11 protein-coding genes are annotated in these 15700 nt (G+C 59.5%); 4 read left to right on the forward strand and 7 right to left on the reverse strand.

From position 1 onward, the window contains the following. Nucleotides 1–166 precede the first annotated feature (166 nt). Both ACYP2Q_RS15645 and ACYP2Q_RS15650 read left to right on the forward strand, forming a co-directional pair. The gene (locus ACYP2Q_RS15645) at nt 167–652 is read left to right on the forward strand and encodes a glutathione peroxidase (protein WP_459731266.1); all 486 of its coding nucleotides are present in this window, start codon (nt 167–169) and stop codon (nt 650–652) included. Beyond that, on the forward strand, nt 649–1110 hold the full coding sequence (locus tag ACYP2Q_RS15650; RefSeq protein ID WP_459731268.1) for a MarR family winged helix-turn-helix transcriptional regulator: 462 nt from the start codon (nt 649–651) through the stop codon (nt 1108–1110). The genes ACYP2Q_RS15645 and ACYP2Q_RS15650 overlap by 4 nt, the downstream gene beginning before the upstream one ends. On the opposite strand, the gene ACYP2Q_RS15655 is transcribed toward ACYP2Q_RS15650, so the two are convergent. After that, entirely contained in the window at nt 1094–3457 is a 2364-nt protein-coding gene (locus ACYP2Q_RS15655; RefSeq protein WP_459731269.1) for a hybrid sensor histidine kinase/response regulator, read from the reverse strand. The genes ACYP2Q_RS15650 and ACYP2Q_RS15655 overlap by 17 nt on opposite strands. Before the next feature lie 117 nt (nt 3458–3574). Between ACYP2Q_RS15655 and ACYP2Q_RS15660 the strand changes: the two genes are divergently transcribed. Both ACYP2Q_RS15660 and ACYP2Q_RS15665 read left to right on the forward strand, forming a co-directional pair. Next, entirely contained in the window at nt 3575–4465 is an 891-nt protein-coding gene (locus ACYP2Q_RS15660; RefSeq protein WP_459731270.1) for an ATP-binding protein, read from the forward strand. Continuing rightward, nucleotides 4462–4944 (forward strand): GAF domain-containing protein, encoded by a 483-nt coding sequence (locus tag ACYP2Q_RS15665; protein WP_459731271.1) that lies wholly within the window; start codon nt 4462–4464, stop codon nt 4942–4944. Before ACYP2Q_RS15660 ends, ACYP2Q_RS15665 begins: the two co-directional genes overlap by 4 nt. Here the strand turns inward: ACYP2Q_RS15665 and ACYP2Q_RS15670 are convergent, their stop codons facing one another. The 6 genes from ACYP2Q_RS15670 to ACYP2Q_RS15695 form a co-directional block, all read right to left on the reverse strand. Beyond that, the gene (locus ACYP2Q_RS15670) at nt 4945–7890 is read right to left on the reverse strand and encodes an HD domain-containing phosphohydrolase (protein WP_459731272.1); all 2946 of its coding nucleotides are present in this window, start codon (nt 7888–7890) and stop codon (nt 4945–4947) included. A gap of 48 nt (nt 7891–7938) precedes the next feature. Then, on the reverse strand, nt 7939–11595 hold the full coding sequence (locus ACYP2Q_RS15675; protein WP_459731273.1) for a transporter substrate-binding domain-containing protein: 3657 nt from the start codon (nt 11593–11595) through the stop codon (nt 7939–7941). 8 nt (nt 11596–11603) lie between these two features. Next, a complete protein-coding gene (locus ACYP2Q_RS15680) occupies nt 11604–12230 on the reverse strand; it encodes a response regulator (protein ID WP_459731274.1) in 627 nt (208 codons plus the stop codon). A gap of 218 nt (nt 12231–12448) precedes the next feature. Then, the gene (locus ACYP2Q_RS15685; RefSeq protein ID WP_459731276.1) at nt 12449–12859 is read right to left on the reverse strand and encodes a response regulator; all 411 of its coding nucleotides are present in this window, start codon (nt 12857–12859) and stop codon (nt 12449–12451) included. A 178-nt stretch (nt 12860–13037) separates the two neighbouring features. Further along, the gene (locus tag ACYP2Q_RS15690) at nt 13038–14366 is read right to left on the reverse strand and encodes a deoxyguanosinetriphosphate triphosphohydrolase (protein WP_274073093.1); all 1329 of its coding nucleotides are present in this window, start codon (nt 14364–14366) and stop codon (nt 13038–13040) included. 68 nt (nt 14367–14434) lie between these two features. Then, nucleotides 14435–15598, reverse strand: a complete 1164-nt coding sequence (locus ACYP2Q_RS15695) for an EAL domain-containing protein (protein WP_459731277.1) — start codon at nt 15596–15598, stop codon at nt 14435–14437. Nucleotides 15599–15700 lie beyond the last annotated feature (102 nt).

Below are 15700 nucleotides of genomic sequence, written 5' to 3' on the forward strand. Positions count from 1 at the left end.
GATTCTCTGTAGGAGCCGGCTTGCTGGCGATAGCGGTGGATTTGACACACCGCGGCGTGCCGATCGCCAGCAAGCTCCTACAGGTTGAGGGCTCGATTAATTACATTGCACGCAATTCAATTGCTCGCTATCTTTGTCGAATCAACCCATCTCGAGCACCTCAATCATGAGCGACAACCTCCTGAGCATCCCTTGCACCACCATCAAGGGTGAACAGAAAACCCTGGCGGATTACGCCGGCAAAGCCGTTCTGGTGGTCAACACCGCCAGCAAATGCGGTTTCACCCCGCAATACAAAGGTCTCGAAGAGCTGTGGCAGACCTACAAGGACCAGGGCCTGGTGGTGCTGGGCTTTCCCTGCAATCAGTTCGGCAAGCAGGAGCCGGGTAACGAAGGGGCAATCAGCGAGTTTTGCGAGATGAACTACGGTGTCAGTTTCCCGCTGTTCAAAAAAATCGAAGTCAATGGTGACGGCGCCCACCCATTGTTTGTGCAGTTGAAAAAGCGTGCACCGGGTGTGCTCGGTTCCCAGGGCATCAAGTGGAACTTCACCAAGTTCCTGATCGGCAAGGACGGCCAGTTGGTCAAGCGCTTCGCGCCGGCGACCAAGCCGCAGGACTTGAGCCGCGAGATCGAAGCCCTGCTCAAATGAACACCTTGTCCGTCGATTCACTGAGCCTCGACAGCCAGCTCTGCTTCAAACTGTATGCCGCGTCCCGGGCGGTGATTCGGGCCTACAAGCCGATGCTCGAACAACTGGGCCTGACTTACCCGCAGTACCTGGCGATGCTGGTGTTGTGGGAATGGCAGGAAGCAGCCCCGGAACAGCCCACGGTCAAGGCGCTGGGCGAACGCCTGGCGCTGGATTCCGGCACGCTGACGCCGTTGCTCAAGCGTCTTGAGCAACTGCAACTGGTTCAGCGCCAGCGCTCGGCGCGCGATGAGCGGGAGGTGCACCTGAGCCTGTCGCCCCAGGGCATGGCGCTGCGTGATCAGGTCGGCCCGCTAAAGGCCCGCCTGTTGTGCGACAGCGGCGTGGACCTGGATCGCCTGAATGAGTTGCGCGACGGCCTGGATCACTTGTTGGGGCAAATCAAGGCGCTGTCGTAGCCGGTATCCACACCTCCAGCAGGGCGGCCAGTTCTTCGCGACGGAAAGGCTTGGCCAGGTAGTCGCTCATGCCCGCCGCACGGCAGCGTTCGCGTTCTTCGGACATGGCGTTGGCGGTCAGGGCGACGATGGGCAACTGCGGCCAGCGACCGCTGCGACGGATTTGCCGACTGGCTTCATAGCCGTCCATCACCGGCATGTTGCAGTCCATCAGCACCAGATCGAAGTCGCGGCTCTCCAATTGGTCCAGCGCCTCGGCACCATGCGCGGCGACGACCACGTCGCAACCGAGTTTACCCAGCATGCCCTTGGCCACCAGCTGGTTGACCGGGTTGTCCTCGACCAGCAGCACCCGCGCCCGGCGCTGCGTGAGGGTAGCATCGACCCGGATATCGTGGGGGATGTCGGTTTGCCTCTGCAGGATTCGCCGCAACGTCTGATGCAGCGCATTGCGTGCCAGGGGACGTGCCTGCTGCTGCAGGGGGGAAAGGGCGCTGGCTTCTTCGCTGGGCAGGAAGCTGCCGTAAGCGGTCACCAGCAGGATCGGCGCGCAGATGGTGGGTCGCAGGTTGAACAGGCACTCGGGGCAATCGGTGATCAGTACATCGGGGTCCAGGCCGAGCAACGAGTCATCCATCGACCGCTGTTGATAATCGAGCCCCCAACCGGGCAAGACACTGCCCAGCAGTTCCGCCAGACCGCTGGCGGCGGCGGTAATCGCCACGACCTTGCCCTGCAGGGGCGTCGGGGCCAGGGCCCGGGTATGACTGGGCAGCGGCAGTTGTGCGCAGAACTGGCTGCCGAAACCGGCTTCAGAACTGATGGTCAGGCGACCGTGCATGGCTTCGCACAGGTTGTAGGTCAGGGCCAGGCCCAACCCGGTACCGCCGAATTGTCGGGTGATCCCGGCGCCGGCCTGGGTGAAGGGCTGGAAGATCTTGACCTGAGCCTCCCGAGGGATGCCGATGCCTGTGTCGCAGACTTCAATGCTGACGCCGTCCTGATAGTTCGATAGACGCACATCGACCCGACCGAAACGGGTGAACTTGAGCGCATTGGACAGCAGGTTGCTGACGATCTGCCGGACCCGCGTCGGATCGCCGAGCACCAGCGCTGGAAAGTCCGGATCGATCAGGCAGGTCAGTTCGACACTCGGCGCGGCGTTCTGCGACAGCAGGTTGGCGGTGTCCTCGACCAGCGAGCCCAGGTCGAACGGTATGTGCTCGAGCTCAAGCTGGCCGGCATCGAATTTCGACAGGTCGAGAATATCGTTGAGCAACTCCACCAGCACTTTGCCCGAGTCATGGGCGATGGCCAGCTGTTGTTGTTGCTCGGCACTCAGTGGGCCGTCCAGCGACAGCGCGATCATGCCCAGCAGGCCATTGAGCGGCGTGCGGATTTCGTGGCTCATGTTGGCCAGGAACACCGAGCGCGCTTCGGCCATGTCCAGGGCGGTGCTGCGAGCGACTTCCAGCTCCTGATTGGATTGACTGAGCCGGGCATTGATCGCCTTGAGTTCTGTCGTGCGTGCCGAAACGATGTTTTCCAGCTGGGCAAGATAGTCGGTCAGGCGGTTTTCGGCGTTGCGTCGCTGCTGGATTTCGGTGGCGATGTTTTCGAATTGCTGGTTGGCGACTTTCACCAGCACGCCGATTTCATCATGGGCGTGTCCCGCCGGGCACTCCAGCGATGTCGGCTGCGCACTGCGCGGATCGCGGCCGCTGAGTTCGCGGATGACCCGTACCAACGGCTTGGTCAGCATCACGTAGAACAGCGCCAGGAGGATGCCGCTCAGCAGCAGGCTGCGGGCGAAACCGTTGATCAGGGTCACCTCGGCCCGCCGCAGGAAGCGATAGCCGAATGAGTAAGTGTCGACGTCCAGTTGCAGGGTGCCCAGGGATTCGCCGGGCAAATGATTCAGGTACAGGCGGTCTTCGAACTGCCGATTGGCCCCGAAAAGAAGGTCACTCAATACCCGATAGCCGCTTTGCAGGCCAGGACGCTTGACGTCGGCCAGGATATTGCCGTTGTTGTCGGTCAGTTTCGCACCGATGATCGCCGGTGAGCGCAGCAGGCCCAAGGTCAGTTCCTGGGCGAGTTCGGCGTCGATGTTGTAGGCGATGCGCGAGGCAGGGTTGTGGCTGATTTCGAGCAAAGACGTTATTTCGCGGTTGATGGAGGCGTCTTCACTGGCATAATCAATGCCTATTTGCAGCACACTGAGCAGCATACCCAGAACGAAACCGACCAGCACGGTGAGCCGCGCTTGTTTGTAAGACAGGCGGTTGGTGAACTTGATATCCATGGGGTGTTGAATCACTTCCGTTTTCCTTCGCTGCTCAAGCATAGTCGATCATGCAGGGTGTTCCCGTGAGCCCTGCTTCAGGGCGGTTGACCGTTCATCGAACGCTTTATGTCGTGTCTGTATCGCCATCATTACTGTGAACGTGCCCGAGGAGAAGACGTGGATTCCCGATTGAATGCTTTTCTTGAACGTGCCGATGCCGTTCTGGCCCGTATCGAACCGCTGCTGCCCACCCCTCGGCAAGCCATCGACTGGAATCATTGCCTCGCTGCGCGCTGGCAGCGTGAGGGGCGCAGCGGTTTTCTGCTGCCGCTGCAGGTCAGCCTGGACATGCGCCTGAGCGACCTGATCGGCGTCGATCGCCAAGTGGAGCAACTGGGGCGTAATACCCGTCAGTTCCTCGATGGCATGCCGGCTAACCATGCGCTGCTCTGGGGTTCGCGCGGCACTGGCAAATCGTCGCTGGTGCGCGCCTTGCTGGCCGAGCACGCCCAGGCCGGTTTGCGCCTGATCGAAATCGAGCGTGACCACTTGGCGGACTTGCCGCGAGTAGTCGAGCAGATCGCCAAGCTACCGCAGCGTTTCGTGCTGTTCTGCGATGACCTGTCGTTCGAGTCGGGCGAGGGCGATTATCGCGTGCTCAAAAGCGTTCTCGACGGTTCCCTCGAACAGGCCCCGGACAACGTGTTGCTGTACGCCACCTCCAACCGTCGCCACCTGGTGCCGGAAAAGGAAAGCGATAACGAAAACTGGAAACGGGTCGATGGCGAATTGCACCCCAGCGAGGCGGTGGAAGACAAGATCGCCCTGTCGGACCGTTTCGGCCTGTGGCTGTCGTTCTATCCATTCACCCAGGAGCACTTCCTCGACGTGGTCGAACACTGGATCGGCCAGTTGGCCGCCAAGGCCGGCCTGCCGTGGCAACGCACCGAAGAGCTGGATATCCTCGCGGTGCGTTGGGCCACAGGGCGGGGCAATCGTAACGGACGTTGCGCGTATCAATTTGCCCGCTATTGGGTGGGGCTCAAACTGTTGGAGCACAAGGCATGATCGATTTACAAAAGAGCGGCCAGGGCCTCGAAGGCTACGGCATGCTGCACGCGCAGCTGGAATCCTTACTGGCGGACGAGCGCGATTTCATTGCCAACGCCGCGCAGTTTTCGGCGTTCCTGTTCAATCAGCTCGAGGGCTTGAACTGGGCCGGGTTCTACCTCAATCGTAACGAAGAGCTGGTGCTGGGCCCGTTTCAAGGCCAGATCGCCTGCGTCCGGATTCCGTTTGGTCGGGGTGTGTGCGGAACGGCGGCGGCCACTTTGCAGACCCAGCGGATCGAAGACGTGCACGCGTTTGCCGGGCATATCGCCTGCGACAGTGCGTCGAACAGCGAACTGGTGGTGCCCTTGGTCAAGGACGGTCGCCTGATCGGCGTTCTAGACCTCGACAGCCCGCAACTGGCGCGTTTCACCGAGCAGGATCAGGCCGGTATCGAGCAACTGGCGGCTATTTTCCTGCGCCTGACCGACTGCTGATCAGCCTTTCAAGCCTGCCTTGATCAGCAGGCTTGAAGTGTCCACTGCATCGATCTGCCCAGGCTCGAGGAAGCGCCGGGCGTACTGCAGATAGATCTGTGCATTGATGAACAGCTCGAACAACTGCGGGTCGATGTGCGCGTCCCGGCACATGTTGGCCATGATGCCCAGCGCTTCGCTCAGGGTCTTGGCTTTCTTGTAGGGGCGGTCGGCGGCGGTCAGCGCTTCGAAGATATCGGCAATCGCCATCATCCGCGCCGGCAGGCTCATCTGTTCACGCCTCAAGCGTTTCGGATACCCGGTGCCGTCCATTTTTTCGTGATGACCGCCGGCAATCTCCGCGACGTTGCCCAGGTGCTCGGGGAAGGGCAGTTGGCTGAGCATCAGGATCGTCTGCACCATGTGATGGTTGATGATGTAGCGCTCCTCAAAGGTCAAGGTGCCTCGGGTAATGCTCAGGTTGTAGAGCTCGCCGCGGTTGTATTTGTAGCGCGGGACATCGAGCTTGAAGCCCCAGGGATTGTCCGGGGCCATCAATTCGGCTTCGGCGCGCTCGAACAGATGTTCGGGCCGGTCCGCCAGCAACGCCTCGCGCACCGGCAGCGTCGGTGCAGGCGTGCGCGCCTGGCGCTGGTTTTCTTCCCAGGAAACACCCAGCCGGTCATCCAGGGTTCGCGTCCAGGTGCGTTGCGCGATGCTGCGCAGGCGCTGCAGGTCGGCGTCGGCCATGGCCTCGCCGCCGAGGTTGCAGCGGGCGATGAAGGTGAAATCGTCATCGAGCGCCTTCAGGCTGGCATCTCGCTGTTGCGCCAGCGGTTGTTCGTCGCCGCCTTGGGCAATGGCTTGCCAATAGTCGATCCAGGCATCGCGCTTGAGCACTTCGAAGCGGGTGCGTATTTCGTGGATGCGGTCGTTCAGGGTTTCAAGTTTCGTGGCTTTGTCGACGACGTATTCCGGGGTCGTCACCTTTCCGCAGTCGTGCAGCCAGGCGGCGATGTGCAGCGCCTCCCACTCATCGTCCGTGGGCTGATAGTCGCGTAAGGCCGGGTCCTGGCTGGCGGCCGCGGCCTGGGCAAGCATCAGCGTCAGGGCCGGGACCCGCTGGCAATGGCCACCGGTGTAGGGGCTCTTGGCATCGATCGCACCGGCCAGCAGTTTGATGAAAGCGTCCAGCAGCTGTTTTTGCCGGTCTTGCAGGCGCTGGCTTTCGATACTCACGGCGGCCGCACCGGACACTGCCTGCAGGAACGCGATGCGGTCGGGACGTAGTTTGTCCAGGTCGCTCTGGTTGCCGCTGTCGGCCAGCAGAAACACCAGCAGGCCGACGGTTTCGTTGTGACGATTGTGCAAGCGGATGCCGATCAGGTGAACCCGGGGACAGGCCATGGCCAGCAGGACTTTCTGCAAATCCCCCGCCTGTTCGAAGCCCAGGTGGCAGACGACGTTATCAGCGGTCGATAACTGCTGCAGCCAGGCGGGGCTGCGCGCATCCTGAAAACCGTGTGTGCAGAGGTCGAAGGAAGTCAGGGCTTGTGCCGTGTCGTTGATCACCAGGCCCTGGGGTTCCATGCGATCGCCATCCCCTTCACGCAGGTAGATCAGACCGGCCTGGGCCTGGCCAATCCTGACCGTTTCAGACAGCACCCGCTGCAGCAAAGGGGCAAACCGGGTCTCGGCGCTCAGGCTGTCGGTGATCTGGAAGAAGCTCGCCAGGGTGTCTTTCATGCGCGCCATGGACACGCTCAATTGATCGACCTCGAGCACCGGAGAGCGGCGCGCGGCCGGAAAGTTGAAATCGAAGCTGCGAATGGCATCCGCCTCCTGCACCAGGGCGCGCAGGGGTTTGACCAGGACCCTGGAGGTCAGCCATCCCAGCGGCACGCACAACAGCAGGGTCGCCAGGGTAATCAGCGCGCCTTGCCAGCGCATGCGGTAGGCGTCGACCAGTAATTCATCTTCCGGTACCAGCATCGCCAGTTGCAGCCCCTGGGGACCGCCTTCCTGCATGCTGCTGCGGGCAACGATCCAGTCACGCCCCATGGCCGTCAGGCGCTTGCCCTGCCCGGGGTTGTCGAGCAGCGCTGCCAGTGCGGGACTCAGGTCGGCGGCCTTGGCCAGGCGGGCGGTTTGATCGTCGACGATCAGGCGACGACTGTCGGGATAAGCGATGGCATTGCCCTGGGCATCGAACAGTACGATCTCGGTCGCCGGCGTCACCAGGTGTTTGGCCAGTGTGGCCGAGAGCTCGGCCAGGGTCAGGTCGGCAGCGATCACGGCATGCTCGCCGCTGCGCCGCGCCAGGGTGGTGCCGACGTTGTGGGTGGAGAAAAAAACGTAGGGCTCGGTGGTGATCTGGTCAACGTCCTGGCTGGCGCTGGTAAACCAGGCGCGGCTTCGTGGATCATAAGTTTCGTCGAGATTGTCCTGACGGCTGAGGAGCGTCAGGTCCTGATCGAAAAACAAGGATTGTGAATGCGCCTGGCCACTGCTGTTTCGCTCGATGCTCCATACCTGATAGGCCGCGTTATCCGGGGCCTTTAGCATTGATTTCAGATCTGGCGTGCGCAGTGGACGCACCATGAAAAAGTCACCGCTGTCGTATCCCACGTATAGCGACGCCAGGTCGAGGTTGTCTTCGAGCGCCTGGCGGAAGGGTTGGAGCAAGGCCAGGCGCTGTTGCAAATCGGAAGCCAGGGCTGCGGGGTTGTGCCGCAACAGGCTCAGCAGATGTCGAATCGGCTCATAGGTGGCGTGCAGGTCCAGGCGCACATCCTGCTCGATTCTACTGAATAGTTTCTCACTGCTCGAAAGAATGATCTGAGTGGTTTGCCGGTAGTGGAAGATGCCCAGCACGACCCCGGTCAGCAACAGCAGGAAAGTGAACATTACGCTGATATGAACGTGCAGCGGAAATCGCCGTTGATCCGGGCGCAGTGGGCTGGGCATGCAGGTCACTCCGTGATGGTTAACACACTGCTCCGGGTCCAAGCATAGTTAAGGCTCAGGTATTGTGCCTTGGTCGTTTTGTCCGATTTGTTGCAGCAATGCCTGCTCCAGTTCGAGCAGGGCGCGCTCCACGGCGTTGCAGCATTCGCTCACTTTTTCGGGTGAAAACCGTTCATGACAGGTGGCTTCGAGCACCTCGCAGCTATCGACCAATCGAGTGGCCTGTACGATTCGGGCGGCACCCTTGATTTTATGGGCAATGTCGAGAAATGGCTGCGGGTCCGGTGTGTAGGACAGCGCCAGCAGTTCCTGTCGATCCAGTCGATTGCTGTTCAACAGTTCGGTCAGCAGGCGCAGGTTCGACGCCGGGTTGCCCCCCGTCAGCGCATGCAAGCCTTGCAGGCTGAAGGCCGGGGTGACGACAGTTGGTTTGATCTCCTTTATTCCCCTGATACCCATGACCCATTGACTCAAGGCGACCAGGGACAAGGGCTTGAACAGACAGTCGTCCATCCCGGCTTGTTTACAGCGTTGAATTTCTTCCGGCTGGGCGTTGGCGGTAAAGCCCAGGAGGGTGCAGCGCGGCTGATGCGTGTGCTGTTCATGTCGACGAATGGCTTGGGCCAGTTCGTATCCATTCATGACCGGCATGTTGCAATCGGCGATCACCAGGTCGAAAACGTCGGATTTCCATGCCGCAAATCCTGCCTGGCCATCTGCCGCGACGCTGAATCGATGGCCCAGGAACTCCAGCTGCTGGCACATCAGCAAACGATTGGCCGCGTGGTCGTCGACCACCAGCACATTCAACGGGACTGTGGCGCAGTGGATGGGGGGGGCAGCTATTTGTTCCCTGGATTCGCGAGGCAGTGTGGGTAACGGCAACGAAATCCTTACCCGGGTACCCACACCCGGTTGGCTGCTCAACTGCAGGCTGCCGTTCATCATTTCGCACAGGCTGCGACTGATCACCAGTCCAAGCCCGGCACCGCCCCGGGCCGACTGTCCGGTATTATCGGCTTGAGCGAAAGGTTCGAACAGGCGTTGCTGATCCTCATGGCTGATCCCCGGGCCACTGTCCTCGATCAGCAGCAACATTTGGACCTGGTTGGCCTCGCTGGTCAGGTGCATGGCGACAACAATCCTCACCTGGCCATGTTCGGTAAACTTGATGGCATTGCTGACCAGGTTCGACAACACCTGCTTGAAGCGCAGGGGATCGAGCAACACGTCGATAATCGGATTGGCCGGGTTGAATTCCAATTGCAGCGCAAGCCCCTTCTGCCGGGCCAGCCCATCGAAGATACGCGCCACCGATGCCACGATTTCCTCTGGATCGACCCGTTCCGGGTTCAGGCTCAGGTGGCCGGACTCGATGCGGGCAATATCGAGAATGTCCCCGATCAGTTCCAGCAGGTCCTTTGCCGAGTGGTACGCCACATCTATGGCGGGACGATCCGGGTGCTGCTGCTCGATGCGCTTGAGCGTCAGTTCGAGCATGCCGATGACGGCATTCATCGGGGTGCGGATTTCATGACTCATGGTTGCCAGGAACGTGCTCTTGGCCCGGTTGGCTTCGTCGGCACGCTCTTTGGCGCAACGCAGGTCATCGAACAACTGCCGCCGTTCGCTGATGTCGATCCAGCCACCGATGATGCCTTGCACCTCCCCACTCGAGTCGCGGTAGGGAAGAATCCAGTGATAGATGGTCAATCGGCGGCCACCAATGTGCAGCGCACGGTCAAGGATCATCGGCGTGCCCTCGGCCACCACACGCTGGTAATCGGCCAGGTACTCCCGCGCTTCGAAGGCGTTGCTCATGGTGCCCTGGATCACGCTTTTGCCGATCACGTCTTCGCGTTTCGCGCTGAAGGCTTGAAGGTAACTGTCGTTGCAACTTTGCAGCAGTCCTTGGCGATCGCGCACATAGATCGGGTGAGGCGTGCCATTGACCAGTGAGCGCATGAACTCGAATTGATCGTTCAGCGCCCGCTCGGCCGCCTTGCGTTGATTGATCTGGCGGCGCATGTAAGCGTTCCAGGTCACGGAGATCAGCAACAGCAATCCGGCACCGATGACGATCTGATAGAACACCCGCTGATATTTGCGCCAGGTGTTTTGCGAGGAGGCCGAATAGCCGCGCCAACGACTGTTGATCACGCCCAGCTCGTGCGGCGCGATGCTCAACAGTGCCTTGTTGAGGATGTCATTGAGTTCCTTTGCCCCGCGATCGGTTGCCAGGGAGAACGCCGCCTGCTGGGTGCCTATGGTGGTGCTGATTTGCAGATCGGTTTCGAACAGTTGCGAGGCGATGAAATAGTTGGCGATCACCAGCGAGTTCACCGCCCCTTCCACTCGGCCTTCGGCAAGCATTTCCACGGCGCTGAAGGTGTCCGGGGTCTTGATCAACCGGATCTGCGGGAACTCGCTGCCGAGGTAATCCATCAGGGGGTTGCCACGGGCAATGGCCAGGCTCTTGCCTTGAAGCTGTTCGAGATTGGTCGGACTGTCGTGGGCCTTGCGTGTCAGCAGGACGTAGGAGTTTTGCAGGTACGGGCGGGTAAAGTTCAGCAAGGTATCGCGTCGCGCACTAGGGAGCAGTGCGGCGATCAGGTCGGCCTGATCGGTTTTGATGCGCTCGATCATGTCGCTGTCGCTGCGGCTACGCTGAATGTCGAAGCGCAGGCCGGTGCGCAATCTGATCAGCTCGAGCAAATCCGCGGCAATCCCGCGAAAGTTGCCGGCACTGTCGAAAAACGTTAGCGGCGCGTAGGCTTCATTGACGACCACCCGGACCACTGGATGTTGCGCCAGCCAGCGTTCCTCATTGTGACTGAGCTGCAGTTTTTGATCGGTGAGCAGGATATCGCTCCCGGCGCTCCAGCGTTTGGCGATGTTTTCCCGTTCGCTGGCGGGGATAGCCATGAGCGTCGTGTTGATGATCTCGAGCAGTTGGGGATTGTTCTTGTGCACTGCAAAGCTGAAACCATGGGCTTCGTGCTTGCCGAAACTGGCCATGCGAATGTTGTTCAGATAGCCCTTGTTGATCATGTAATGGGTGGAAATGGTGTCGCCGAGAAAAACATCGGCCTGACCGAAAGCAACGGCATTGATCGCGTTCTGGTAGGACGGATAGGATGTGATGATTGCCTTCGGATAAAGCGCCTTGACCTCCTCCAGGGGCAAATAGTGGTACACCATGCTGAGCCGCAAACCAGCCAGGCCATCATTGAGCGGCCGGGTCTCGCCTTCACGTGTCACCAGGACCGGTTGATCTACCGCGTAGGGCCTCGATAGCGCGATGTCGTCGTTGCTTGCCTCGAATCCGTTGGCGGTGCCCAGCAGGTCTACTTCGCCGTTTTCGAGCGCTTCGATGGCAGCTCCCCGGGAGGCGAAGCGCTGAACCTTGATGGGCAGGCCAAGGGCCTTGCCAAGTATGCCCGCGTAATCGGCGGTAAATCCTTCGTAGTCTTGGCCGCTGCTGGTCAGGTCGAAGGGGGGATAGTCTGGCGCTGAAGTACCCAGGATCAGTTCACGTTTACCCTCGACCCAACGTCGTTGTGATTGCTCCAGCTGGACTTCCAGGTACAGGGGCGATGAACGACTGAGCAAGGTGTATTGTTCAGGTGCCTGCGCGGCGTGCAACGAGGTGCACAGGCACAAGCCTGTCATGAGCAGCAGATAGTCCTTCAAGCGGCTGGGCATCTTGTGTCTCACACTAACGCGTTACGTTTTGCCATCTCGATGAGTTCAACCAGTGATTTGGCCTTGAGTTTCTGCATGAGTCGTTTTTTATAAGTGCTGACCGTTTTGTTGCTCAGGAACATACCCTTGGCAATTTCCTTGTTATTGCGTCCTTGTGCAAAAAGTTGCAATACCATGAGTTCCCTGTCATTGACTGATTTGAACAATTCAAGCTCGGCGCACCGCGCTTCGTCACCACGAGCCGGGTTCAAGGCTTCACTGGGGAAATAGTTGTAACCTGAGAGTACCGCTTTGATGGCGCTTACCAGTTCGCTCAACTCTTCCTGTTTGCAAACATATCCCGAGGCCCCGGATTGCATGCAGCGTATCCCGAACAGCGTCGGGCATTGTGCAGTTAACACCAAGGTTCTCAATGGCGTATGCATTGCGTTGAAACGGGCAAGCACTTCCAGGCCATCCAGTTTGGGAATACTGATATCGAGAATGACCAGGTCGGGCATGCATTCACGAACCATTTGCATGGCATCGACACCATTATCGGTTTCACCGACGACTTTGTAGCCCTCGTGTTCAAGCAACATACGAACCGCAAGCCGGATGACAGGGTGATCGTCGACGATAAAAACGGAGTTCATAATCAAATCCCATGCGAGCTCAGATAAAGCGCGCACCTTAGCTCAGATAGTTGAGGCGCCGTATGAACTGACGGGGCTGCCATGGCAATATAGGAATGTTCCTACATGCGAAAAGGAAATGGATTACGTGTCAACCGGTGTTTTTGGGTAAGTTGCCACAAATAGTGTTGCTGTTTAGTTGTATGGCGCAGGGTAGTGACAGGTGGGTTGCAGACTTTTTACAGGCGCTCGGTTGCAGGGGGTGGAATCAATTTCAATAACTGTCTCAGCTCACACTGTTTTAAGGGTTTTATTAAATAGCCAAGTAATGGCAGTCCGTTGAGAGTTGCCAGGTTTTCAAGTTCGCCCAATTCAAGGGGTGTCAGGCTACTTAAGAGTATTGCTTGCCTGATCATCCCCTGGTGACTGGCAATTTTTATCAACTCAATACCAGAAATTTCGGGCAGGCATTGGTCGCATAACAGGATATCGAAGGGTTGCTCTGCCCTGACCATGTGTTGCAAGGCCTCTCTGGCACAGTCGCTGGTGGACAAATCAGTGAAGCCGTAACTTTCAAGTAGACATTGAGTGGCCCTGAGCTGAAACGGATGGTCTTCCACCAACATGATGCGCAGATTGTCGTTGTTCATATTGTTCACGCTTCTTCTGTCGGAACCGATAGGCGTGATTGTTTCCCAGCTACTGCGCGCGTTCGATCAGTGCACTCGACAGGTGCTGTAGGGGGATTCGGCGTTGCTTGAATGTTTTTGGACTTTCAGGACTGATCGGCCATTACCGAGGGGGTAATGGCTGATCAACCGACTGTCGTCAGTGACTGGAGCGACCGGTCATTTCCAGGGCCATGTGGCTGGCATAGCTGTCGGTCATGCCGGCGATGAAATCGATCATGCGCAGGAACGAGTTGTGCAGAGGACCATTCGGATCAGGTGCATTGTTGCCCAGCAGGTCGAGAACCCGCCGGCTCTTGAAGGATGGCGTTCGTCCGTTGTGTTGCTCCAGTGCGGCACCGCAGAAAGCGTTGAGCAGAATTTCCAGGGTGGTATAGGCACCGATCTCATGCAGGGTCTTGCGCTTGTCCTGGAAGATTTTCTGCCGCGCCATGTCCTTTGCGTTGAGGACGCAGCGTTTGGCCGGGCCGTGCATGTGCTCCACCAGGTCGCCAGCAAGGGTGCCGGCCAACAGCGCGTCCTGTTGCTCGACAAAGGCGCGGGCCGCGGCATTGGTCAGGTGTTCGATGGCCTTGCCGCGCAGGATCGCCAGTTTGCGCCGCCGCGAATCCTGCGGGCCGAGCAGGCGATAGGTTTGCGGCAGATCGTCGCCCACCAGGTCCAGTAACAGTGACTCGACTTCGGCATACTCCAGCAAATCCATTTCCAGGCCGTCTTCCAGGTCAATCAATGCGTAGCAGATGTCATCGGCGGCCTCCATCAGGTACACCAGCGGATGGCGCGCCCAGCGCTGCTCCTCAAGCTGCGGCAAGCCGAGTTTCTGCGCTATCTGCTCGAGCAGCGGCAGTTCGCTCTGGTAACAACCGAATTTGTGTTTCTTGTACCCCAGCGAGTCGGCGTGCCGGGCGGTCCATGGATACTTCAGGTAAGTGCCCAGGGTGGCATAGGTCAGCCGGGTACCACCGTCGAACTGGTGATATTCAAGCTGGGTCAGTACCCGAAAGCCTTGGGCGTTGCCTTCGAAGTTGAGGAAGTCATTGCGTTGCGCTTCGCTCATCGCGTCCAGCCAGCCCCGTCCCGCGGCTTGCTGGAACCAGTGCCGAATCGCGTCTTCGCCGGAATGGCCGAAAGGTGGATTGCCAATGTCATGGGCCAGGCAGGCCGATTGCACCACCATCCCCAGGTCACTGGGATCACACCAGTCGGGCAGGGCGCTGCGAATGGTTTCGCCGACGCGCATACCCAATGAGCGGCCGACGCAACTGACTTCCAGCGAATGGGTCAGGCGCGTGTGGATATGGTCGTTGCTGTGCACGGGATGAACTTGGGTCTTGCGCCCCAGACGCCGGAACGCCCCGGAGAAAATGATTCGGTCATGGTCTTTGTGAAAAGGGCTGCGGCCGAGTTCTTCCGGGCTGTGCAGGGGCTTTCCAAGGCGTTCGCGGGTAAGCAGGGTAGGCCAATCCAAGGCTGGGTCGCTCCGTCAGGTGACTGATTGACTAGCTTCCCGGTTCGCAACGGTACCTGCAAGTGTCACTACAGCCCGACCGCATCGATATCGATGAGCAGCAGGCGTTCGCCGTTGTCGAAAAATTGCCCGGCGGTGAGGCAGTACTGATTGCTGGTGGCGTCGCGATAGGTAGTGGACAGGGTCAGCTGCGGCTCTTCCCAACCCTGGGCCAGCAGGTGATAAAAATACGGCCGCCACGACCAGTTATGGCCCAGGTAGCGGTTATCGGCGACCCAGCCGTTATTGCGCCATTCCAGGTTGGGCGTCAACTGCGTGCCGTGACGGTCGCACTGATAGAAACGCAGCAGCCATGGAAAGGCATCCAGTTGTGGCAGGGCACTCAGGGGCGCGCAAGCCTGTGCCCAGGTCTGCAGGATCGCCATCAGTTCGCCCAGTTGCTGGCGCATGATCATCAGCCGTCCGCGCTCGGCCAGCTTTTGCTGCACATAGCGCTGACGCAGCTGGGCAAAACGCTCGACGAAGGCGTCAGCGGCAAAGAAATCCGCGTGTGCCCCGGCAAACAGAAAACCCTGGACATAACGTGAACCGCACTCCAGGGCAAAATTCAGTTGCGCATCGGTTTCCACGCCTTCGGCAATGATCCAGCATCCGGTCTTTTCCGCCATCTGTGCCAGGGCCTTGACCACGTCACTGCTGGGCCCGCCCAGCGCCGCTGCCTGGAACAGGCGCATGTCGAGTTTGAGGATGTCCGGTTGCAGCGCCAGCACCCTATCGAGCTGGGAATAGCCGGCGCCGAAATCATCGATGGCAATCCGTGCGCCGGCTTGCCGGTAACGCGTCACCACTTGTGCCAGGCGCTGGATGTCGCCACCCAGTTCAGTAATCTCGAAAACGATGCGCTGCGGGTCTACACCGTGCTTTTGCAGCTGTCCGAGGCTCGGTAACGGTTGATCCGGGCGCAAGCGGCTGATCCAGCGTGGGGAAATGTTCAGGCTGAGAAACCAGTCATCCGGCGCTTCATGCAAGCGACCCAGCGCGTTATCACGCAGCTGACGGTCCAGGCGGCGCAGGGCAATGGCGTTGGTGCGGGGATCGGCGAACAGCGGCCCCACCGAAGCGAGTTGGCCGTCGGCCCGACGCAGTCGACCCAGGGCTTCGACGCCGGCGATACGGCCGGTGGCGGTATCGATGAACGGCTGAAAGCAGGCGAGCGGTTGCCCGTCGATCACAAGGCCTCCTTGGATGGATCTTGTTTTTGGATAAAGCCTGGTCACCGGGTAGGCACGCAGGATTGAACCGCTCGATGGAGAGGTTCAATCCCTTGTGTACTG

Source organism: Pseudomonas sp. MHK4 (assembly GCF_054600775.1).

Bases quoted from the DNA above. Each gene is read 5' to 3' on its own strand.
- ACYP2Q_RS15645 (WP_459731266.1), top strand. From the start codon at position 167: ATGAGCGACAACCTCCTGAGCATCCCTTGCACCACCATCAAGGGTGAA.
- ACYP2Q_RS15650 (WP_459731268.1), top strand. From the start codon at position 649: ATGAACACCTTGTCCGTCGATTCACTGAGCCTCGACAGCCAGCTCTGC.
- ACYP2Q_RS15655 (WP_459731269.1), bottom strand. From the start codon at position 3,457: ATGCTTGAGCAGCGAAGGAAAACGGAAGTGATTCAACACCCCATGGAT.
- ACYP2Q_RS15665 (WP_459731271.1), top strand. From the start codon at position 4,462: ATGATCGATTTACAAAAGAGCGGCCAGGGCCTCGAAGGCTACGGCATG.
- ACYP2Q_RS15670 (WP_459731272.1), bottom strand. From the start codon at position 7,890: ATGCCCAGCCCACTGCGCCCGGATCAACGGCGATTTCCGCTGCACGTT.
- ACYP2Q_RS15675 (WP_459731273.1), bottom strand. From the start codon at position 11,595: ATGCCCAGCCGCTTGAAGGACTATCTGCTGCTCATGACAGGCTTGTGC.
- ACYP2Q_RS15680 (WP_459731274.1), bottom strand. From the start codon at position 12,230: ATGAACTCCGTTTTTATCGTCGACGATCACCCTGTCATCCGGCTTGCG.
- ACYP2Q_RS15685 (WP_459731276.1), bottom strand. From the start codon at position 12,859: ATGAACAACGACAATCTGCGCATCATGTTGGTGGAAGACCATCCGTTT.